General features: G+C 42.5%; 21 protein-coding genes and 1 pseudogene. 9 read left to right on the top strand and 13 right to left on the bottom strand.

Annotated elements, in window-relative coordinates:
* Nucleotides 1-86: 86 nt before the first annotated feature.
* From tnpA to AC5YCD_RS14835, 4 genes are all read left to right on the top strand, one after another.
* Nucleotides 87-470 (top strand): IS66-like element accessory protein TnpA, encoded by a 384-nt coding sequence (tnpA, locus tag AC5YCD_RS14850; RefSeq protein ID WP_218999213.1) that lies wholly within the window; start codon nt 87-89, stop codon nt 468-470.
* Entirely contained in the window at nt 467-802 is a 336-nt protein-coding gene (gene tnpB / locus AC5YCD_RS14845; RefSeq protein ID WP_164709242.1) for an IS66 family insertion sequence element accessory protein TnpB, read from the top strand. Before tnpA ends, tnpB begins: the two co-directional genes overlap by 4 nt.
* A gap of 74 nt (nt 803-876) precedes the next feature.
* Complete coding sequence (tnpC, locus tag AC5YCD_RS14840; protein ID WP_496128784.1) at nt 877-2,481, top strand: IS66 family transposase; 1,605 nt, start codon at nt 877-879, stop codon at nt 2,479-2,481.
* 47 nt (nt 2,482-2,528) lie between these two features.
* Nucleotides 2,529-2,990, top strand: a complete 462-nt coding sequence (locus AC5YCD_RS14835) for a methyltransferase (RefSeq protein ID WP_496130768.1) — start codon at nt 2,529-2,531, stop codon at nt 2,988-2,990.
* 38 nt (nt 2,991-3,028) lie between these two features.
* On the opposite strand, the gene AC5YCD_RS14830 is transcribed toward AC5YCD_RS14835, so the two are convergent.
* Nucleotides 3,029-3,373 carry an immunity protein Imm33 domain-containing protein gene (locus AC5YCD_RS14830; protein WP_496130767.1) on the bottom strand — a complete coding sequence of 115 codons (345 nt, stop codon included), beginning with the start codon at nt 3,371-3,373 and terminating at the stop codon, nt 3,029-3,031.
* Nucleotides 3,374-3,454: 81 nt separating this feature from the next.
* Complete coding sequence (gene katE / locus AC5YCD_RS14825) at nt 3,455-5,554, bottom strand: catalase HPII (RefSeq protein WP_496130769.1); 2,100 nt, start codon at nt 5,552-5,554, stop codon at nt 3,455-3,457.
* 317 nt (nt 5,555-5,871) lie between these two features.
* Between katE and AC5YCD_RS14820 the strand changes: the two genes are divergently transcribed.
* From AC5YCD_RS14820 to AC5YCD_RS14810, 3 genes are all read left to right on the top strand, one after another.
* Nucleotides 5,872-6,510, top strand: a complete 639-nt coding sequence (locus AC5YCD_RS14820; RefSeq protein WP_496130766.1) for a TetR/AcrR family transcriptional regulator — start codon at nt 5,872-5,874, stop codon at nt 6,508-6,510.
* 112 nt (nt 6,511-6,622) lie between these two features.
* Nucleotides 6,623-6,775: a hypothetical protein gene (locus tag AC5YCD_RS14815; protein ID WP_496130765.1), complete on the top strand. Its 153-nt coding sequence runs from the start codon at nt 6,623-6,625 to the stop codon at nt 6,773-6,775.
* A 52-nt stretch (nt 6,776-6,827) separates the two neighbouring features.
* Nucleotides 6,828-8,240, top strand: a complete 1,413-nt coding sequence (locus AC5YCD_RS14810) for an aminotransferase-like domain-containing protein (RefSeq protein ID WP_496130764.1) — start codon at nt 6,828-6,830, stop codon at nt 8,238-8,240.
* Here the strand turns inward: AC5YCD_RS14810 and AC5YCD_RS14805 are convergent.
* From AC5YCD_RS14805 to mhpT, 8 genes are all read right to left on the bottom strand, one after another.
* Nucleotides 8,237-8,665 carry an I78 family peptidase inhibitor gene (locus AC5YCD_RS14805; RefSeq protein ID WP_496130763.1) on the bottom strand — a complete coding sequence of 143 codons (429 nt, stop codon included), beginning with the start codon at nt 8,663-8,665 and terminating at the stop codon, nt 8,237-8,239. The two genes, AC5YCD_RS14810 and AC5YCD_RS14805, sit on opposite strands and share 4 nt — an antisense overlap.
* A 69-nt stretch (nt 8,666-8,734) precedes the next feature.
* On the bottom strand, nt 8,735-9,082 hold the full coding sequence (locus AC5YCD_RS14800; RefSeq protein WP_496130762.1) for a hypothetical protein: 348 nt from the start codon (nt 9,080-9,082) through the stop codon (nt 8,735-8,737).
* A 164-nt stretch (nt 9,083-9,246) separates the two neighbouring features.
* On the bottom strand, nt 9,247-10,512 hold the full coding sequence (locus AC5YCD_RS14795) for an OprD family outer membrane porin (protein ID WP_496130761.1): 1,266 nt from the start codon (nt 10,510-10,512) through the stop codon (nt 9,247-9,249).
* A gap of 115 nt (nt 10,513-10,627) precedes the next feature.
* Nucleotides 10,628-11,029: a PaaI family thioesterase gene (locus tag AC5YCD_RS14790; RefSeq protein WP_496130760.1), complete on the bottom strand. Its 402-nt coding sequence runs from the start codon at nt 11,027-11,029 to the stop codon at nt 10,628-10,630.
* A 10-nt stretch (nt 11,030-11,039) separates the two neighbouring features.
* Nucleotides 11,040-12,830 (bottom strand): acyl-CoA dehydrogenase, encoded by a 1,791-nt coding sequence (locus tag AC5YCD_RS14785; protein WP_496130759.1) that lies wholly within the window; start codon nt 12,828-12,830, stop codon nt 11,040-11,042.
* Entirely contained in the window at nt 12,827-14,482 is a 1,656-nt protein-coding gene (locus AC5YCD_RS14780) for a long-chain-fatty-acid--CoA ligase (protein ID WP_496130758.1), read from the bottom strand. The genes AC5YCD_RS14785 and AC5YCD_RS14780 overlap by 4 nt, the downstream gene beginning before the upstream one ends.
* 77 nt (nt 14,483-14,559) lie before the next feature.
* Complete coding sequence (locus tag AC5YCD_RS14775; RefSeq protein ID WP_496130757.1) at nt 14,560-16,614, bottom strand: 3-hydroxyacyl-CoA dehydrogenase NAD-binding domain-containing protein; 2,055 nt, start codon at nt 16,612-16,614, stop codon at nt 14,560-14,562.
* Between the two features lie 30 nt (nt 16,615-16,644).
* Nucleotides 16,645-17,850 (bottom strand): 3-(3-hydroxy-phenyl)propionate transporter MhpT, encoded by a 1,206-nt coding sequence (gene mhpT, locus AC5YCD_RS14770; protein WP_496130756.1) that lies wholly within the window; start codon nt 17,848-17,850, stop codon nt 16,645-16,647.
* A gap of 162 nt (nt 17,851-18,012) precedes the next feature.
* Here mhpT and AC5YCD_RS14765 point away from each other — a divergent pair, with 162 nt between their 5' ends.
* Nucleotides 18,013-18,432, top strand: a complete 420-nt coding sequence (locus AC5YCD_RS14765; protein WP_496130755.1) for a MarR family winged helix-turn-helix transcriptional regulator — start codon at nt 18,013-18,015, stop codon at nt 18,430-18,432.
* 124 nt (nt 18,433-18,556) lie between these two features.
* Here the strand turns inward: AC5YCD_RS14765 and AC5YCD_RS14760 are convergent, their stop codons facing one another.
* Nucleotides 18,557-18,727 (bottom strand): hypothetical protein, encoded by a 171-nt coding sequence (locus tag AC5YCD_RS14760; protein WP_496130754.1) that lies wholly within the window; start codon nt 18,725-18,727, stop codon nt 18,557-18,559.
* Between the two features lie 498 nt (nt 18,728-19,225).
* Here AC5YCD_RS14760 and AC5YCD_RS14755 point away from each other — a divergent pair, with 498 nt between their 5' ends.
* Nucleotides 19,226-20,587: an LLM class flavin-dependent oxidoreductase gene (locus AC5YCD_RS14755; RefSeq protein WP_496130753.1), complete on the top strand. Its 1,362-nt coding sequence runs from the start codon at nt 19,226-19,228 to the stop codon at nt 20,585-20,587.
* Between the two features lie 158 nt (nt 20,588-20,745).
* On the opposite strand, the pseudogene AC5YCD_RS14750 reads toward AC5YCD_RS14755, so the two are convergent.
* Nucleotides 20,746-21,160: pseudogene (locus AC5YCD_RS14750) on the bottom strand (RNA-guided endonuclease InsQ/TnpB family protein); the annotation flags it as partial.
* Between the two features lie 99 nt (nt 21,161-21,259).
* Nucleotides 21,260-22,452 (bottom strand): IS3 family transposase gene (locus AC5YCD_RS14745; RefSeq protein ID WP_496128783.1). Its coding sequence is split into 2 segments (ribosomal slippage): nt 21,260-22,173 and nt 22,173-22,452, totalling 1,194 coding nucleotides; the frame shifts between segments, so codons are not numbered across the junction.
* Nucleotides 22,453-22,506: the final 54 nt, after the last annotated feature.

Here is a 22,506-nt window from a genome sequence, read left to right as displayed (position 1 = left end):
GTAAGCGTCCGCTGAACACACCTTATGAATTCATCCTATAAGCCTTAATTTAGTCCCCACTTAAAAACAAGTGGGGACTAAAATTTATGACTACAAATCACCAGACATCCATCGCATCTCTTGCGAAAAAACGAAGAACATACAGTGCTGAATTTAAACAGCAGATCGTTCAGGCTTGTAAAGCACCGGACGTTTCAATTGCTTCGGTCGCTTTGCAACATGGATTGAATACAAATCTTGTATCCAAATGGATTCGCTTAATTGATGCTAAGCCAGGGAGTGATCGCTCACCACTACCGAATAAACCTGCATTTATTGCCTTATCTTGCTCTGCACCATTAGATCCTACTCCTACTGACATGTTAAAGGTTCAAATTACTTTACCCCACTCAAAAGCAGAAATTGGCTTGAAATGGCAAGTATCAGAAATATCTGCTTTAGCAGAATTACTCAAGGCACTGGCAACATGATCCGCATTGATGAAATCTGGCTTTCTACCCAACCTCTGGATATGCGAGCAGGGATGGATACTGTCATGGCTCAGGTGGTGAGAGCCTTTGGCTACATTAAACCGCATTGTGCTTACCTGTTCTGTAATAAACGTGGCCATCGTATGAAAGTGCTGGTACATGATGGACTGGGCATCTGGCTGTGTGCCAGGCGGCTGGAACAGGGAAAATTCCACTGGGCTCAAGTTCACCAAGGTGAAACCGTGGCCCTCAACCCGGAACAGTTACAGGCATTAATCCAGGGTTTGCCCTGGCAGCGCATTGGACGACAGCAAGTGGTCACAATGCTCTAAACCAAGCTCGGTTATTCTGCTATTCTCCAAACGTTCTATTTCCTCTGCGTCATGACCTCAGGCATACTGCGATCATGAATACGCTGCCTGACTTAAGCCAACTGACCCATGAACAACTGCTGGAATTTACCCAGCAGTTGGCAATGCAGCATCAGTCTCTGGCACAATCAAATCAAGAATTAGAAAAATCAAACCAGCAATTGGATGCCAAAGTTCAGCATCTTTCTATTCTCAATCAAAAATACGAGCATGAACTGGCGCTGTTTAAAAAGCATAAATTCGGCAGTAAAAACGAACATCTCACCGCAAAACAAATCCATCTATGGGACGAAGCGGTCGAAGAAGATATCGCAGCCGTTGATCTGGAATTAGAACGATTAAATGCAGATAAAACCGATGCAGCGACACAGAAAGCCACAGTCAACAAACCTAAACGTCGACTGCTGCCAGATCATCTACACACCATCCGTATTGAGCATGAACCTGCATCAACCCAATGCAGTTGTGGCTGCCAGTTACGTCGTATCGGCGAAGATATCAGTGAAAAACTGCATTTCAGACCGGCACAGTTCTACAAGGAACAGCATGTCCGTGGCAAATGGGTCTGTGATCAGTGTGATACCCTGACTCAGCAAGCGATGCCCGCCTATGTGATTGATAAAGGTATTGCCAGTCCTGAACTGCTCAGCCATGTGCTGGTATCGAAGTATGCCGATCATTTACCGCTGTACCGTCAGCGCCTGATCTATCAGCGGGCTGGCATTGATCTGTCCAGATCCACTTTATCTGACTGGATAGGTCGCTGCGGTGTAGAACTGGAACCTCTGGCCAATGCCTTAAAACAGGTGGTGCTGCAACAGCGGGTGCTGCATGCAGATGAAACACCAGTCACCATCATGCGGATGGGTGATGATGAGAAAAAACCGAAGAAAGGTTATGTCTGGGCCTATGCCACCACACAGTACAATCCGGTTCAAGCCGTGATCTATGACTTTCAGGATAGTCGTTCAGGTCAGCATGCTGAAGCGTTCCTGAAAAACTGGCAGGGTCATCTGGTTTGTGATGATTACAGTGGTTATAAAGCACGCTTTAAATCAGGCCAGGTCGTTGAGGTGGGCTGTATGGCGCATGCGCGTCGTAAATTCCATGAACTGCATGTGACCAAAAAAAGTCAGGTCGCTGAACAGGCATTAGTGCTGATTCAGAAACTGTATGCCATAGAAGCAGAACTCAGAAAAAAGACCGATGGTACAGCAGAACAGCGCCGCGAATACCGACAACAGCATAGTCAACCGGTGATGCAACAACTGTATGAATGGCTCAACCAACATCAACTGACGGTGCCATCGAGTTCTCCCACCGCCAAGGCCATCAATTACACGCTGAAGCGTTGGCCAGCTTTAAGCCGCTATCTGGATGATGGCAATCTACCGATTTGCAATAATTGGGTAGAGAATCAGATGCGACCTTGGGCCTTAGGACGCAAGAACTGGCTGTTTGCTGGCTCGCTGCGCAGTGGCCAACGAGCTGCCAATATCATGACTTTAATCCAGTCAGCAAAGCTCAATGGCTTGGATCCGTATGCCTATTTAAGTGATGTGCTGAAAAGGCTACCGACACACAAAGTGACCCAAATTGAAGAATTACTGCCACACCGGTGGCAACCCGACCAAAATTAAAAAATAGGTATGGGGTTCAGCGGATGCTTACGTTTAAAATTAAGCACATGACTGGTATTGATATCAATCCACAGGCTTTAAGCTTTAGCGCAGTCAATGCCAAGGCTGCCAAGGTGAATTTGGTCTTAGCGCAAAGTGATGTGTTGCAAGATATTGATCAAAAGTTTGATTTTATTTTTGCCAATCCACCGTATTTGGTCGATGACGAGCAACGTCAATATCGACATGGTGGACAATTAGATGGCGCAGAAATGGCCTTTGCTATTTTGCAACAGGCAATACATCAGTTAAGCCCACAAGGGCATTTATTTTTATATAGCGGTGCAGCAATTTCCCAAGACAACAATTTGCTTTACACCGCGATTAAAATTTTTATGCAAGATTATCCAACCTATGAGTGGCAGTATCAAGAAATTGATCCCGATGTATTTGGTGAGGAATTAGAACAAAGCCAATATCAACATATTGATCGCATTAGCCTCGCTTTAATCACTGTACAAGCGCCTTAAAATGAAGCCCACTATCGTGGGCTTTGTAAGCTTGGAGTTTAGAGATCTAACTCGCCTTCACGCCATACATCTTCATATTCGTCATGATCAATTAAAAAACGATAGCCCGTATCGAGTGCTAAAAATGGTAGTGCTTCAGGAAATACCTCTTCTAACTCTTTCACACTCATGGTTTGAAAAAAGTCATCTGCATCATCTAGTTCACCGCCATAGATAAACCATGCTATACCATCACTGTCAGGCAAATTGCGAATCCCAACAATGCTCTCTTCAGTTAAGGATTTGACTGCAATGGCAATCACATCTTGGTCATTTACCGCACGATAGGCAGAGCCATATTGTTCACACACCAATTTCTGTTCTTCAATGATATCTTTATGCATGCTAGATTTTCTAAATCATTTAATACAAATTGCAGTATAACGAAAAAAGCCCACCATCGTGGGCTTTTTCTTTGTCAAGATTTAAGCAGGAATACCTTCAGCAGCTGGCTCACGTGCCCAAATCCGATGCTGACGAATGCTCTCTTTAAAATCATCAGCAATCGTTTTAAAGTCATCTGCCTTAAATAGACCAGCATCTTCTTCTAAGCCCAGTAAGCCTATCAACTCTGCTTTATCACCTAAAAATACAATCGGTTTTAAATGCTTGTAGGTTTCTAGCAGATAATGTTTAGCGACACCATCTTTCTTCACCGCATCTAAATTATCGCCATCGACAATCACGACTGCATCATAAGCAATTGAAGGTTCACCTTTTTGCATACCATCTGAAGCAATTTCCTTGCCTTTATGATCTTTGACTGGAGCAGGTGTGGGAGTCAACACTTCTGCGACCGCATTTTCAGCTTTAGCCCAATCCTGAATGGCTTTAACTTGCGCTGCATTGGCACCATCATGCACCAAGACCGCAATTTTGCGTGCTTTGATATCGTCAGGAATAAAGGCCTGCATCGAAAGTTTGGCCGAGGTTTTATCAATCGTTTGACTTTGCGCTTTGGCATCCGCTTTTAAGGCAATACCCAATTGCTCTGCCACTTGACGGGCTAGGTCAATATCAATATTCGCTAACACCTCTTGTACCTCACGCTCACGAATATGTAAACGTTCGACTTTACCCAACTCAAAGACATAAGCATCTACCACATGCTTTTGCTCGTGCGCTGCTAAGCTTTGATAATACAAACGTGCCTGAGTAAAGTGGTCAGCAAACGATGGACTACGTTCACGAATCTTGCGGCCATCAATACGTTCTTGATAGCTCTCAAAACCACCTTGGCTGGCAGCAGGTGGGGTTTCAACTGGCCAATTGCCATCAATTGAATTGGGCTGATAGGCAGCTTGGCCTTTATGCACATGATGCTGATGTAAGGCATCACGTTGATTATTATGGAATGGACATACCGCTTTATTGATCGGAATTTGATGGAAGTTCGGGCCACCCAGACGGCTTAATTGAGTATCGGTATAGGAAAATAAACGTGCTTGTAATAAGGGATCATTGGTAAAGTCAATTCCAGGGACAATATGCCCTGGACAGAAGGCAACTTGCTCAGTTTCAGCAAAGAAATTATCAACATTGCGATTCAGGACAAACTTACCAATTGGAGTGACAGGCACAAGTTCTTCAGGAATGATTTTGGTCGGATCAAGCAGATCAAAGTCATATTTCATCTCATCTTGTTCTGGCACAATCTGTACGCCCAACTCCCATTCCGGATAAAAGCCCTTCTCAATCGCTTCATACAAATCACGGCGATGGAAATCGGGGTCTTTACCTGCTAATTTTTGTGCCTCATCCCAAACTAGCTGAGCCAAACCTTGCTTTGGTGTCCAATGGAATTTCACAAATACTGCTTCACCTTTGGCATTAATCAAGCGGAAAGTATGTACCCCAAAGCCTTGAATGGAACGTAAGTTACGTGGAATGGCACGATCTGACATGGCCCACATGACAGCATGCGCGGATTCAGGCACTAAAGACACAAAGTCCCAGAAGGTGTCATGTGCGGATGCACCCGTTGGAATCTCTGTATCTGGCTCTGGTTTTACTGCATGCACAAAATCGGGGAATTTAATGCCATCTTGAATGAAAAATACTGGCGCATTATTTCCCACTAAATCAAAATTACCTTCTTCGGTATAAAACTTAATCGCAAAACCACGAATATCACGCACAGTATCTGCCGAACCACGTGGGCCTTGCACCGTGGAAAAACGTACAAAAATTGGAGTTTGGATGCTGCTGTCTGTTAAAAAGCCAGCTTTGGTCCATTTGTCATTGCCCGGATAAGCTTCAAAAAAACCGTGCGCTGCTACACCACGTGCATGCACAATTCGTTCAGGGATACGTTCATGGTCAAAATGCGTGATTTTTTCACGTAAAATAAAGTCTTCGAGTAAAGTCGAGCCACGAGTACTGGACTTTAAACTATTTTGATTATCTGCAATTTTAACCCCATGATTGGTGGTTAAAGCCTGCTCGGTGGCATCACGACGATGGGCATCAAGTTGTTCTAGCTTTTTATTACTGTTTTGACGATCCGGGCGATCTTGTCCGCCCATCTGGCTCACGGTCTTCTTATTCATGATGTTCCTCATTTCGTTTTTATAGCAAAAGATAGACATGATGCTGGTAATATCATCCTGATTAACCATATCGCTAAATATGCCGATGTAATGTATAACTTCGATTAAATTTTCAGCATTTTATGTAATGGATTTTCAATTTATTTTTAAAACTCTAATTCCTAATACAAATAGATAGAGTCATGTAACTTTGATGCTAGTTAAAGCAAAGTGACTTGCATTTAATAGATTAGATTTCTTGACGATTATTTTGTACACTTCAATACATAATACTTCATACTTAATTTCCGATTATGTCGACAACAATGATTAAAAAACGCACCGGTGGTCGCAGTGCACGAGTACGTCAAGATGTACTCAAACATGCATTATTTGAACTGATTGAACAAGGCTATATGGGTTTCAATATTAGCCAAATTGCTGCACGTGCTAATGTGCACGAAACCACAATTTATCGGCGCTGGGCAACACGTGAAGCACTCATGATGGAAGCCATTAGTGAATTTGCTCAAAACCAGCTTGTCCCAGTTCATACAGGTAATCTTGCCCAAGATTTACGCCATAGCTTGGGTTTAATTTGTAATTTCTTACAAAGTCAAATTGGTAAAACTCTGATCATGTTAGCATTTAATCCTGAGCTAGAGCCTAAACTACAACACATGACATTGGCACTCTGGCAAGAGAGAATGCAGATCGGGCAAAAGATTTTTACCCATGCAATTGAACGTGGTGAGTGGCCTCGAGATTATGATCCCCATTTAGTCTTCAATGAAATGATTGGTCCACTGTTAAGTCATTATTTCTTACTGAAACAACCCATCACTGAACAGATGTTAAATCAGCGTGTCGATTTCATCTTAAATAACCGTCACACTTTTGGCTTTAAAGGGTTAAATTCTGTACCAAAACCTGAGCAAATCAGTCAGTTTTAAGCATTTCCCTGGTGATCTGTTATAGTTTTTTTGCTTTTTTCTGTATCTAATATTTAAAAAAGCGCTTTTGCATAATACAGTTATTCCTTTGATTTAAATGTGAGAATCAAAAATGCAAGAGCGCCCTTCAAAACCAGCACCCAAATATGCCGATAGCTCGATTTCAGATAAAGCCTTTAAACGTATGCTGCTTTGGTTTTTTATTTACTGTAGTTTATTTTGTATTGGCGTGGTGTTTGCGATTAATGCCGATATGGGTCTTTAAATCAACAAGCTGCAACACTCAGCCTGCTGAGTCAAATTAAAGTGGATTAGGCATGTATAAAGCTGAACAACTGGCTCATAACATTCGAGTTTTAATTGAAAACCAGTCTTTTAGTGCCCATCAAAAACTTCCGTCCTTGCGTGATCAGGCTGCAGATAGCGGTTTAAGCTTAATGACGGTCATGAATGCCTATCAAAGTTTAGAAGCACAAGGCCTGATTTATGCCAAGGAGAAGTCAGGCTATTTTGTTAGCCCGCAACAACAGCATCTCGCTGTGCCCCCAGCCCGTGTAGCCCTTCATCAAGATGTATCGATCAACTCCTTAGTGTTTAAGTATTTAAAATCGATACAATCCGCTGAGATTGTTCCTTTAGGATCTGCTTTTCCTGAAGATAGCTTAGTGATGAGCAAAAAGTTGATTCAAATCATGGCGCAATTGGCACGTGAGCCGAGTAGCTATACCCTTCATGAGAGTCTACCACCGGGTAAGCTGGCATTACGTCAATTGATTGCACAGCGTTACAACATGCATGGCGTTGCCACTCATGCCGACGATATTGTGATTACTTCGGGCTGTTTAGATGCCTTAAATTTGGCTCTGCAAGCCATTACCCATGCTGGCGACTATATTATTTTACAGCAACATATTTTCTACGGGGCTTGGCAAGCAGCTGAACGTTTGGGTTTAAAAGTGATTACGCTGCCCGAACATCCTATTTATGGCTTTGATTTACAAGCTTTTGAGCAAATTTTACAACAATATCCAATTAAAGTCTGTTGGTTAATGCTCAACAGCCATAATCCGATTGGCTTTAATGTGAGTAATGAAATTAAAGCCAAAATTGCTGCCTTGATTGACGAATATCAAGTGTATTTAATAGAAGATGATGTCTATGAGGAGCTCTATTTTTCTAATACCCGTCCTTTACCGATGAAGTACTTTGATCATGCCAATTGGGTATTACACTGTTCTTCGTTTTCTAAAACCTTGGGGGCAAGTTTTCGTCTAGGCTGGGTACATGCAGGTGCTTTCTCTGCCAAGATCCAACACTTACAACTCATGAGTACAATCTCTGCCAACAGCCTATTACAACACGCTTTGGTTGAGTTTATTAGCAAACATCATTATGAAAAGCATTTACGTCAACTACGTAAAAATCTCGAAAAGCAAAAAAAACTATTCTTTAAATTTTTGGAGCAGCACTTACCTAAAGGCTGTGAAATTTATTATTACCATAGTGGCTATTTCCTATGGATTAAACTGCCGCCTGGCATTGCCAGTATGAGTATTTATGAAACATTACTTGAGCGCAATATTGCTATTGCACCCAGTTCTTTATTTTGTGTTTTTTCTGAACAACGCCAAGGCTTACGCTTAAACTGCTCTTTTGCTTGGAATGATCACATGCAATCTGTATTAACCCAGCTTATTCGCGTCATTGAACAGCAAATACAGGCGATTTAACCACAACTGGCTTTAAGCACTGTGTTGCTATCATCGGTGACCACTGTCACACGCTCACTGCGGTAATCCAAAGTGACCGGTTGATTAGGTTTGACTATACGTACTTCACCCGATTGAGTCATGATTTTAATATCATCTTCGCTTAAGTTTTTTTGCCCAACCAATTTGGCAGCATACTGAGCTTGGCATTGATCTTTTTGACTGCGCAATAAGCTCCACTCTTCAACGACACGCCCATCTGGCAAATGACAATCACTCACTTGACCTTGCGCAGTATTACGCGTCACGCTTTGACCGCCCTGTTGCTGACAGTAAACACTAGCAGGGTTGGCCATGCCCACAACCTGATGACTCGTGGATGGAGTATGACTGCTACAGGCACTCAGTACCAAGCCTGTAGTAAACAACAAGATCATTTTATACATTTTTTCCTCATTATTTTAGCTGTTAAGTCTTGATCTTACCTGAGGTCTTGGGATTCCGCTGCGAAATTTTTAATTTTTTAATAGGGACAGATTGGATTGAATGCTATAACGATAACCCTCTTGTTCTGGGATCTGTTGCATGTGTAATGCAATTTCACCTGATTTTTTATTTCCTGTGATGGATAAATCATAGTGATAAGACTGTATTTGACTGTGGTCTAAATAGAACTGAACATTTTCAATATGATAATCTTCGATTTGACCATATTCATCTTGAATATTTTGATCATGTAAAATTACCGATTCAACTCGCTTGTGATTGATATGTGCACGACTATATTGGTAAGCCGTTAAACTCAATATACACACACCAGCCAACGCTAGGAATGTATTACGTTTATTCAGTAAGATCGCCATAACACTATTTAAATAAACAAATTGAGAGATTAGATTACCTTAATCTGCACTTAAGTGCATAAGTTTAGGTGATTTTTTAAGCAAACAGTATTGGTCATCTGCATGCTTAAAAAACCGAAATTTTTTCTCTGTCGCAGGTCTGTGCTTTTCAGCCAAGCGTGGTTTTATTTAAACTTCCAGGTGTAGTCAATATTAACACGTTGTTCTTTGGCGGTTTTAAAAGTGGCTTTAGGGCCAAAGTCATTTTTATAATCCTCGTGACGTACGCGGATATTTAAACCTTTTAAGGCAGTTGTTTGTAACTGATAAGACAGCTCTATACCAAACTTACGCTCTTTAAGTTCACGATCGTCACCCACCAAATTCACCAATTCAATCTCATCGCCTTTGGTATAACGTGTCATTAAACGTAAACCAGGAATGTGATCTTTAAAGTCATAATCATAACGTACTGACCATGCTTTTTCATTAGGGTTTAAGAAGTCAGTTGACCAAGCATCCAAATAGGTATTGGCTTCGCCGCCACTTAAATAAGGAAAACCTGTTTCACCTGAGTTATGAATATAACCTAAACTAAACTTATGTTGATCCTTATGTAAAGCAATGACCATGTTGCCATGATGGTTATCAATCTCACCAGCTAAACTATCGCCTGAATCAACGGTTCTAAAATAACGAAAGTCATTATATAAACTCCATTGATCATTCAATTGATAAGTATTACGTGCCCAAAAGGTGTATTGATCATAGACTTCATGTAAATTGGCATGATACAAAGCAAACGTCGTTTCAGGACGCAAGTAGTAGTACCCACCAATATAGTGTAAACCTGAAGTTTCCACCCCTGTATACTTCATATTGGCCGCAGAGAGACGAATTTTTTCGTAGTTGGTCGAGTCACGATGATTCACTCGATCGACATAACCTGCCTCAATTTTGACTTTGTCTAATTCTTTCGATTCAAGTGCAATACCACGATAAGTCTGTGGTAATAAACGCGCAGGTGAGCCCACCAAAACTGGATTTAAAGGAAATAATGTTCCTGCTTTGATTTCAGTTTCACTGATTTTAGCCTTCGCCGTTAGCCCAATTTCGCCGTAGCTGTCTGTAGGTTCTAGGCTGGGTCTATTTACAGGCAATAAACCCGTGCCCAAAGAATGCTCTTGATCAGCCCACAGTTTAATCCCTGTACCAGCATACACATCTAGACCGAGGCCAACTGGACCTTCAGTAAAACCAGACTTGGCATTCAGGATAAAACCTTGTGCCCACTCTTTGGCCGCAGGTTGCGTCACATCTGGGGCGGTAAAATTACGATCTAAATAAAAATTACGTGCAGTCAACGTGACTTGACTGTCTTGAATAAAATCAGCAAATGTTGAACTGCTGATTAACCCTAAAAATATGCATCCATATATTTTTGTAGTCATTGTCTGTTTCCTTAAGACAAGAATATGCCTTTCATAGCCACAAATGCGCTATAAAATAAATTAAAAAGTCAGGGATTGAAGATGTGGCGGTGATTACCACCACATCTGCTCTGCATTAGATCACAGTAAAAACCGCTGCAACTTTTGCCACTTGTTTACCGTCTTGCCATGCAATCGCTTCAAGATTGGAAATCTTGCGACCACGGCGCACAAAGTACACCTCTACATCGACTTGTTTAAGCTGAGTAGGACGTAAGAAGTTCACAGTCATATTGACCGTGGCAGCAGGCTGAGCGTCATGACCGATAAATGCAAATAAACCCATCGCATCATCAAGCATTGCGCTTAACATCCCGCCTTGTAACATACCCATCGGATTGGCAAACTCAGCTCGAGATTGATAACTCACGCGCATCAACGTCTGCTCAGCATCGAAATGCTCAATCTTTCCACCCAAAAAGGTATGGATTGGAGGCGCGACTAAATCATTAATGATTGCTTGATAGTCAACAGACATCTCTCACTCCTTAGTCAATAAAATAGTCATTGCTAAAATCAGTCACGACGCTACCAGCATGTTGAACGCTGTGCGCTAAACCATAAATTTCAGCTAATACCATGGTGTGATAGAAACGTGCAGTTTGGACTTTAGCTTTTAAGAAGTTGGCATTGCCTTGGGCCTGTGCCAATAATTCAGCGGCTTTGACTGCGCTCTTGGCATGTTGCCAAGCACCCACGACAATACCGGTTAGCATTAAATACGGTACAGAAACTGATAATGCATCCTTAGTTGATTGCATAAATTGCTGTGCAATCAGTTGGCTATGGCTTTCTAATAGTTCAATTGCGTTGCCAAACTCAGTTGCAATATCAGCAAGCTCTGCCTTGGCTTGTACTTCAGCTAAGGTTTCTTTCATCAAGCCCAGCAACACGCCTAAGTTTTTGCCTTGGTCTTTGACAATCTTACGACCGACTAAGTCAGCCGCTTGAATGGCTGTCGTACCTTCGTAAATCACGCTGATGACAGCATCACGTAAATATTGTGCCACACCCGTTTCTTCAATAAAGCCTAAACCGCCGTGTACTTGAATACCTGTGGTGGTGGTTTTGAGTGCAGTTTCAGTGGCCCATGCTTTAAATACAGGAATCAGTAAATCAACTAAGCCTTGGTTATAGGCACGCACTTCAGCATCTGGATGACGTAAGCTAATATCTTGAGCTTGGGCAATAAACAATGAAATCGCACGCATGGCTTCTACGTTAGATTTCATGCTGAGTAACTGACGACGCACATCGGCATGTTCAATAATGGCCACTGGCTGACCCGTCGCCACGTCCGCGCCTTGTACACGTTCACGTGCATAATCAAGTGCTGCTTGGTAAGAACGTTCCGTTAATGCTACACCTTCCATACCCACGGTTAAGCGTGCCATGTTCATCATTACGAACATTGCTGCTAAACCTTTGTTTTTCTCACCCACGAGGTAACCTAAAGCTCCTTCGTCATCGCCATAGGCCATAACACAGGTTGGGCTGGCATGAATCCCGAGTTTATGTTCAATGGATACGCAGCGTACATCGTTGCGCTCGCCCAATGAACCATCGTCATTGACCAAGAATTTAGGCACTAAGAACAGTGAAATACCGCGTACACCTGCTGGCGCATCTGGAAGACGTGCCAATACCAAGTGAATAATATTCTCAGTTAAGTCATGCTCACCAAAGGTGATAAAGATTTTTTGACCATGAATACGGTAGCTGCCATCCGCTTGCTCAATGGCTTTGGTTTTTAACGCACCCACATCTGAACCTGCACCTGGTTCAGTCAGGTTCATAGTACCGCCCCATTCACCTGATACCAGTTTTGGTAAATATTTGTGTTTGAGTTCATCGCTTGCTGCGTGGCTAATCGCTTCAATGGCACCAATGGTGAGTCCCGAACACATCACAAAGGATTTATTGGCACCCATCATAATTTCATTGACTGCAGTCGATAAAATATAGGGTAAACCTTGACCGCCAAATTCTGGCTCAAGTGAAATATTGTTCCAACCGGCTTGGGTATATTGTTGATAGGCTTCTTTAAAGCCTTTTGGTGTAGTCACCACACCATCAGCAATTTTTAAGCCTTCGCGGTCACCGCTGGCATTAATCGGATCAAGGACATTGCTGGCAAATTTACCTGCTTCTTCAAGTACAGATTCATATAGTTCTACACCTAAATCTTCAAGACCTGGCAACTCGGCCAATTGTTTTTGATCTAACAGATGATTAAAGATAAAGCTGAGATCATTTAAAGGGGCTTTGTAGCTGTTCATGCGCTGAGTTCCTTGTCTTGTAGTAAACGCCAGTTGATTTTTCCGCTTGCAGTTTTTGGGAGTTCATCCACAAATTCTACAAATTTCGGCACTTTATAAGCCGACATATTGGCGCGGCACCAATCTTTAAATTCTTGTTCTGTCATGCTTGTATTTGGCTTTAACACCACGACAGCTTTGACACTTTCACCACGATCAGTTTTGTGGCATGGAATAATGCAGTTTTCAAATACGTTGTGGTTTTTATATAAGATGCTTTCCACTTCAGATGGCCATACTTTATAGCCAGAGACATTAATCATGCGTTTGAGACGATCTGCCATAAAGAAGTAACCTTCTTCATCGAAATAACCGACGTCACCAGTTTTAAAGAACGTATGTCCATCATGTTCAATTAAGGCATCTTTAGTGGCTTGCGGGTTTTTCCAATAACCACTAAACATACAGGGACTGCGTGAGATAATTTCACCAGTTTGACGTACACCCAGTTCTAAACCAGTGTCTGGATCAATTACCCGGCTATCCACTTCAAATAACGGCACCCCTAAACATTGACGTTTGCCACGACCATAGGGATTAAGATGTACCCCTGCAGTCATTTCGGTCATACCCCAACCTTCAATAAACTCAATTCCTGTTAAGGTTTCAAAATCTTGAGCAATGGCATGTGGCATCCCTGTACCACCACCATAAACGCAGATGAGTGAGCGGAAATTATATTGATTGACATTTGGCATCGCCAAAAGATCGACCACCATAGTGGGAATACAGCACCAATGGGTGAGGCCATGTAGATCCACCACTTGAGCTGCACAGACACGATCCCAACGGGTCATTAAATAGGTGGTTGCACCAAGATATATCGGCAGACACATGGCATTAATCATGCCTGTGACATGGAAGAATGGCGTCACCGATAACACTTTGGCGGTGTTATTCCACGGGCTCCAGTTGATCTGCGTACTGATTTGCGCAACCAAAGCACGGTGGCTGAGCATACAACCTTTAGGATGTGCTGTTGTACCCGAAGTATATAAAATCACCGCAAGGTCTTCGCCTTGGCGCTGTGCGTTATAGGTGATCGCTGTATGTTGTAACGCCGTTTGGAAATTAATCACCTGTTGGCTTTCGGTAATCGCAGGTGCATTTTTTACCGTTTCTGGAATCACAAATTTGGTATCGGCAAAAATATCATCACCATAACGTGCGGCAATAATACGCTCGAGTACAGTTTCACCCAGCAGCGGACTAAACTCTGCCAGCATTTCTGAACCCACAATCGCTACACGGCTTTCGGTGTCAGTGATGTACCATTCGAGTTCCAAAGTTTTGTTCATTGGATTGACAGGTACCACAACAGCATCACAACGTAAGATGGCATAGTAAGCCACCATAAATGCCACGCTGTTTTGCATGCACAGCACCACACGATCACCGGGCTGCACAGCCAATTTTTCAGTTAAATAGCCAGCAAAACGTTCCACACGGGTATTTAAGGTGTGGTAATCCACTTGGCTGCCATAGTAATTGACTGCAATTTTATGAGGATAACGTTTTGCATTGGTACTTAAATGTTCGTAGACACCTGTTTGCGGATAAGACAAACCATGTGATAAATGACGTGGCCAATGTTGTAAATGTAATGTACTCATGATTTTACCCTCGAGCGTCGCCCGTAACCGTTCCTGTCACAGGCGTAAAGCTTGAATTTTTATAAAAAGTGCTGAAGTTAAGCGCTAAGCTTTTGGCTTAAAATATTAGGGAGTTGCCAAAAACTTGCGTCGCCCACTGCATCTTGTGCAAATGTGTTCACTTGCTGTTGAAATTGATTCAGGTTTTGTCCAACAAAGAACATTGGGCCACCGCGCCAGCGTGGGAAGCCATAACCGGCTAGATACACCACATCAATATCTGATTCACGTAAGGCAATGCCTTCCTCAAGCAAACGATAACCTTCTAAAGCCAGTGCACTAATACAACGCGCGACAATTTCAGCATCGCTAAATTGCTGTGGCGTAATGCCTTGTTGTTGACGATACGCATCAATTAAAGCCAATACGTCCTGATCGACCTCACCACGGCGATTACCCGTGCTGTAGTCATACCAACCTTTTTGGGTCTTTTGACCGAAGCGTTGTTGTTCACACAGTAAATCCGCAATCCCTGAGAATTTTTTATTTGGATTGGCTTTTAACTGTTGTTTACGAATCAAGTAACCAATATCGTTGCCTGCCATGTCACACATCCGAAATGGCCCCATCGCCATACCAAAGTTTTCTAAAGCTTGGTCAATTTGATACGGTGATGCACCCGCATCAATCAATAAACCCGCAATACGTAAATATTCATTCAGCATACGGTTACCAATGAAACCGTCACAGACGCCTGCCACCACAGCCACTTTGCCTAAACGCTTACCTAAATCCAAAGCCGTCAATAAAGTTTGATCATCAGTATGTGTCGTACGTACCACTTCAAGTAATGGCATCACTTGCGCAGGACTAAAGAAGTGTAAACCCACCACTGCTTCTGGACGTTTGGTCACTTGCGCCAATTGATTTAAATCAAGTGTGGATGTATTGCTGGCTAAAATCGCACCTTGTGGCAGGTATTGATCCATCTTTTGTAATACTGAAGTTTTGACATCCCAATCTTCAAACACCGCTTCAAGTGCCAATTCAACATGGGCAAGCTCTGCATAATCTAAAGAGGTCTTTAATTGGCTTTGAATGGCTGCGGCTTTTTCTGCGCTTAAACGACCTTTTTCAACTTGTTGGCTAAAGTATTTGCCAATTAGGCCTAAACCACGGTCTAAACCTGCTTGCTGGGTTTCAATTAAAGTGACGTTAAAGCCTGCTTTTAAGAAGCAAATCGCAATCCCGCTGCCCATGGTGCCCGCGCCAATGACGGCAACATTTTGAATATGTTGAGCACGCATCGTGCTATCTAAACCGGGTACATTTTTCACCATACGTTCTGCAAAGAAGGCATGACGCAAGCTTTTTGAAATATCCGTTGCAGTTAAGGCTTGGAATAGAGCCTGTTCTTTGGCAAAACCTTGGGCAAAGTCATGCTCTGTTGCCGCTTGAATGGCATCTAAAATCGCAGTTTGCACAATCGCAGGGCCTTGGCTACCCAATTTCGCGCGTGCTGCTGCCAATACGTCAGCTTCTGCATTTACCACTTGAGTGTGTTTAATATGTGCTACAGGCTGCGGATTGGCCTCTGCCCAAGCCAATGCATCTTGTTGCACTTGACCTTGGCTTAAACTAACAAACAATTGCGTCTGCGTGAGGTCAGCTAATTTCAACGCTTTACCTGTGCTAATGGCATTGAGTGCTGCACTTACCCCAATATAACGAGGTAGCAATTGTGTGCCTGCTGCGCCCGGCAATAAACCTAAATGCACTTCAGGCAACGCCAATTTCGCTTTGGCATCAATCACACGTACATGACATGCTAAAGCCAGTTCTAAACCACCACCTAGCGTTTGACCCGCGACAGCTGCCACAATGGTCTTTGGTGCGTCTGAAATTAAATTGACCAAATCATGTAAAGAAGGGAATTTTAAGTGTGTGCCTTGGGCAAACTCACTAATGTCTGCACCGGCGCTAAAAGCTTTCTCACCACCATATAACACCAAGCTGTTTACGCTTTCATTGTTTAAGGCATTTGTGATCGCCGCATACAGTGCTTCACGCAATGGATGCGATAATACATTTAATTTATCTGTTGCAAACTCAATGCAAGCCACTGAACCAAACTGTTGTTGCTGTATGTTCATGTTTATTCCCTTCTTTGCTTGACTGATAATTTATGCTGCGCGTTTTTGCAACATATTGAGTAAAATTAAAATAAGCAGTGCTGCAATGATGATGCCCGGAATAGATGCCATAATTACACCTGTAGCACCACTGCCCATCACCAATACTTGACCTGCCACCGCAGGGCCCGCCATCGCACCAAAACGCCCGACTGTCATGGCTGTACCTACACCTGTGCCACGCATTTGTGTTGGATACACTTGGCTGCCTAAGGCATACAGCACCATTTGTCCACCAATGGTGAAACAACCCACCAATGCGCCAGCAAAGTACATTGCGTAAACGCTTTCAAAGGTATTGAGTGCAATTAAACCCAGTACAATGCCGCTATACATCAGCACAATCACGTTCTTCATTTGCCAACGGTCAACTAAAATCCCAAGACCAATCGTGCCAATGAATGCACCCACCGAGAAGAACATCTGCACCAAAGTAGCTTGCTGTTTTTGGAAGCCTAAATCCATCAACAGAGATGGCAGCCAATTCAGTAGCATATACACCACCATCATGGTGAAGAAATAGCCAACCCATAGCAGTAAGGTCGGTGCACGAAAATGTTGATTCCAAAGTTCGCTAAATGCAGTTTGCTGGGTATTATTTTGCTTGGCTGCCAAAAATGCTTTAGATTCAGGTAAGAACCACCACATCATTGGAAGCACCAACAGCGGTAATACTCCACCTACATAGAAAATCACTTTCCAATCTGTGGCAATCGCAGTACTGGCAAGTAATGACACTGCAATACCACCAATCGGCATACCGCAGTACATCAGTGAGATTGCACGGCCACGGGCTTTTTCACTTACCGCTTCAGAAGCCAGTGCCACAAGGTTGGGCAATGCTGCACCTAAACCCACACCCGTCATAAAACGCGCAAAAAGCAAGCCATTAAAGCTGGTCACCCATGCGGTTAAAATTGAAAATAGGCCAAATAAAGCCACGGCGATCATTAAGATTTTTTTACGACCCATGCGGTCGCCTAAACGTCCACCAATCAGCCCGCCTGGTAACAGACCTAAAATAGCGGCACTAAAAAATAAACCTAAACTTTGCGTATCTAGACCAAAATGTTCACGTACACCTGCCGCGGCAACACCGGCAGATTGCAAATCAATTCCCTCAATAAAGGCGATGAGGAAACAGATCACGATGGTCATTAACGCATTACGCCCTGATTCATGTTGTGCTTTTGTCATCTTGCTGTCCTTAAATTTTAAAAGTTGCATTCCTCGCCAACCCCAAACCAATTGTCAAGCAAGCTTGACAATTGTCCTATTAGCAAAAAGTCGTAACACTGCATGGAGAAAAAAATAAGATTGTTATAGAATAAACCGTCACTTTAAGACTTAATAACTATTATGAAATCTCTACGCTTCTTATTACGTAGCCGGCTTGAATGGATTGAAGAAACCCTGATGAAACACGCGGAAAAAAATGGTTATGGTTATATCTCACCGTCTACAGCACGTTTATATAGTTATTTAGGTCCTGAACCTGTGGCGATGTCTGATCTTGCACGACAGCTTAAAGTGTCGCGTCAGGCTGTACATCAATTGGTGACAGAGGGAGTAAATGCAGGTTTTTTAGAGCTTTGTGATAATCCTCAAGATAAGCGAGTCAAATTAGTTCAATTTACTGTTCAAGGTCGTAAGATGTCTGCCGTGGCGCAACGTGAGTTACAACAGATCGAGCAACAACTTGCCCAACATTTAGGTGCTGAACAAGTGGCAACTTTAAGAAAAATTTTAGAATCGTCTTGGCCAAATGATGTCAACTAAGATCTAATTCAAATAAAAATATGACCTTTTTCACATATGATGCTGCTTTAGACTGCGGATAAAAAATATTTTTTTGGCATAAAAAAACCCAAAGTAACTTACTTTGGGTCAAATCTGGTGAATCTTAACGTTGTTTATGCATGCTATCTTGCTGATCACGAGGATGTTGGGGCAGTTTAGTACGCATTTGTGGCTGTTGCTGCTGTTGTTCTAGTTGTTGCAATTCAAGGGCCTGCTGTACTTCATGCTGCTGTTGCTGGCGTTGTTTGGTTCGACTTTTTTGACGTCTTAGCATAGTGTTTCCCTATAGCACTGGATTAAAGACTTTACTAATGTAACGAGTTTTTAAACGCGCAAAACCTAACAGCTGTATCAGTTTACGTCATTGTAATTTAAATCCTGCTAAGGTATTGATGTCTTCGGATTCACTTTACATCACTTACACAACATCTTTACATCTTTACCTAGTGTTACCTGTCAAGTCACATAATTGTCATGTTAGTTGCTTATATTGAGTTCAAGCCTAAATAAACTTAAGGCTGTAATAACAACAATGTAACGACGACTCACCTGCGCTTTGCAGGTTTTTTCTTTTGTAAGAGTTTTTTATTTTTCTTCTGAACATATGCCCTCTTGAGATGAATGATAAGCAACAGATGTAAGCTTGATTTGTATGTATAACAGCATAACCTGCATTCAAAAAAAAATAAGTTATTGAATTATATTCAAAAATAATTTGGCATGGATTTTGGAATAGCTATAGAGAAAATTATTCTTATATGCAGGTTATTCTATGAGCAAACGTCAAATTAAGCTTGGGGCTTTTATTCCAACCACCTCGCAACATGTTGCTGGCTGGCGTCATCCTGAATCTCGGCCACATGATCATTTAAATATAAGTTACGCAATAGAATTAGCCAAAACTGCTGAGCGCGGCTTATTTGATGCCTACTTCTTAGCTGATGGTTTATCTGTACGTTGGGGTTCAGCAGCAGAAGCTGCTTTAGGTGCAGGAGATAAAGGGGTAGGTTTTGAGCCGGTGACTTTATTTGCGGCTTTATCCGCTGTCACAAAAAATATTGGATTTATTGCAACAGCATCTACCACCTATGAAGACCCTTATATTTTAGCGCGTAAGTTTGCCTCGCTAGACCATATTAGCCAAGGCCGCGCAGCTTGGAATGTAGTAACCACAGCAGCTCCTGATACTGCACGTAATTTTGGTTTACAACACCACCCTAAAGCCGATGAACGCTATGCCCGTGCAGATGAGTTTATTGAAGTGACGCAAAAGCTTTGGGATTCTTGGGAAGATGATGCATTTATCTATGATAAACACGCCGGTCAATTCTTTGATCCTGAAAAGCTGCACGAACCAAAGCACCAGGGTCAATATTTTAAAGTTGAAGGTGCCCTTAACGTCTCTCGCCCCCCACAAGGTTATCCTGTCATTGTCCAAGCTGGACAGTCAGAAGATGGACGTGCATTAGCAGGTAAATATGCTGAAGTTATCTTTACAGCCCAGCAAAACCTTGCTGATGCCCAGGAGTTTTATCGCGATGTAAAAAGTCGTCTGCTTAAATATGGCCGCCAACCGGACGACCTTAAAATTATGCCTGGGGTTTCAATTTTTGTGGCTCAAACCGAACAAGAAGCGCAAGAAAAATATGAATTGCTCAACAGCTTGATTCGTCCTGAAGTAGGTTTAAGCCTATTATCAGGCTTATCTGGTGGGGTTGACTTAAGCAAATATGATCTAGATGCGCCTTTCCCACAATTAAAAGATAGCGAAATTAACTTCTCTAGCCGTCAGCAAATGATGATTGATATTGCACGTAAACATCAGTTTAGCATTCGTGAGCTGTATCAATATATTGCCTCAGCACGTGGTCATTGGACTTTAATTGGTACCCCTGCACAAGTGGTCGATCAATTACAACAATGGTTTGAAAATGAAGCAGCGGATGGCTTTAACATATTACCCCCAACGACACCAGCGGGCTTAGATGATTTTGTCAATTTCATTGTGCCAGAGCTGCAACGCCGTGGTTTATTCCGTACGCAATACGAGGGCAGCACTTTGCGAGAGAATCTAGGTCTAAAACGCCCTGAAAATCAATACATTTTGCAAAACCAACAAAATATTGCCTCTTAGGTCAAACAAGCCTCTCAATCGAGAGGCTTTTTATCCATCATCATCTTGTATTTTAAACGATAGGCTGAACTGAGCTATTGTTTGTGATCCTACTTAATGCGGCCGAACATAGCTGCTTGAAGGGTATAGCAAGCGAGTGACTTGACATCCTCCCCGCCCTAAAGGACGGGGATTCCTACTGCTAGACGCTTATGCCCAAGTGCAAGAATGTTTAGAGCTGAGTTTTTATCTCTGTCGTGAGCTGTACCACAGCTCGCGCACTCCCATTCTCTTATTCCAAGACCTGTCCTACCTTTCGGACTACTTGCGGTGATCTCACCACAGCACGAACAAGTTTGGGAGGTATAGGCTTCATTGACTTCCTCAAACAATACCCCTGCGTTCTCGCATTTATACTTGAGCATTGTTTTTAGTGCTGAAAATCCTGTATCTAAAACAGATTTTGCTAGTTTAGTTTTTACAAGTTTCTTGGCACTTAAATCACCTACAATAATGACTGCATTATTTTTAACAAGCATGCTGCTTGCCATTATGCAAATGGTCTTTACGACAGTTTGCAATCTTGGCGTGAACCGTACCGGGTTTGTCGGAGACTTTTTATTTAAGTTAGGCTACCTGACCTAACGGATTAATTTTATCATAGTACATTGCTTCAAAATCAAAAGGTTGATCCTAGACAGTATCGTGGACAACAAATCCCTCTAAATTCTTAAAATATTTCTGTTCAAAGGCTTCTGGGCTTAACCAGCCGTTTGCGGAATGCCTTCTGACCCGATTGTAATAAATCTCAATATAGTCAAACAAGACTGTATTCGCTTCTTTTCGAGTGGCAAACACACTGCCATGGACCACATGACCTTTCAATGTATGAAAGAAGCTTTCGGTCACTGCATTATCCCAACAGTTTCCCCTGCGTGACATACTTTGAACGCAGTTATTCGTCAATAATAGCGCCCTAAAATCACGACTACAGTACTGTGAGCCTTGGTCCGAATGCACCATGACACCCATTGGATACCCCTGACGAGCCATTGCATAATGAAACGCATCACACACCAATTGACGGTCTATTCGATGGCTGGTTTGCCAGCCGACAATACGACGGCTGAATAGATCCAGCATCACACATAAATACAGCCAACCTTGCTTAGTACGGATATAGGTAATATCCGTTGTCCAGATCTTATTGGGTTCATTGACCGTAAATTGACGATCCAACAAGTTAGGCGCTGTAGGCAAACGATGGTTTGAATCAGTCGTATGCTTGTATTTACGTGCAATCCTGCTACGTAAACCAAGCTTTTTAAGCATTCTTCCAACGGTTCGTTCGCTCATGCTGTAACCTAAATCATGCATGTCATGTACCAATGAAGGTGCACCCAATCGTGCATGATGCTGCCAATATACGGCTTTTAAATCATTATATTTCTGCGCTGGATTGGTCTGGCGTTTTCGCCAGGCATAATAGCCTGAAGTGCTGACACCCAGGCATTGACAGGCAGAAGATACAGTGACTTCATTCACATCCAGATCTTGAATTACCGTGTACTTTTCTTGGCATGATCTGTCAGAAAGTACACATGCGCTTTTTTAAAGATGTCATTGGCTTCCCTGAGCTGTTTGACTTCTTTCTCTAATTCTAAGATCCGCTGTTGTTCTGGTGAAAGTTGACGTTTGCTTGAACCCACTGGATTGGCTTCACGAATCCATTTGTCTAAAGTTGAATAACCCACACCTAATTTCTGGGCGATTGCAGCTATAGGTTCGTGGGAGTTTGAAAGTGCATAATCAATCGCTTGCTGTTTAAATTCAGGACTTGAGCAGCATTGCTGCGCAAGATAGCCATTTCTTGAATCTCCAAAGATTAAAGTTACGTTATCTTTAGAGGGACGTGCTGTCCATTATTTTGGCTAGGATCA

Source organism: Acinetobacter sp. CY05 (genome assembly GCF_059515805.1).
This window is presented reverse-complemented; position numbering and strand designations above follow the sequence as displayed.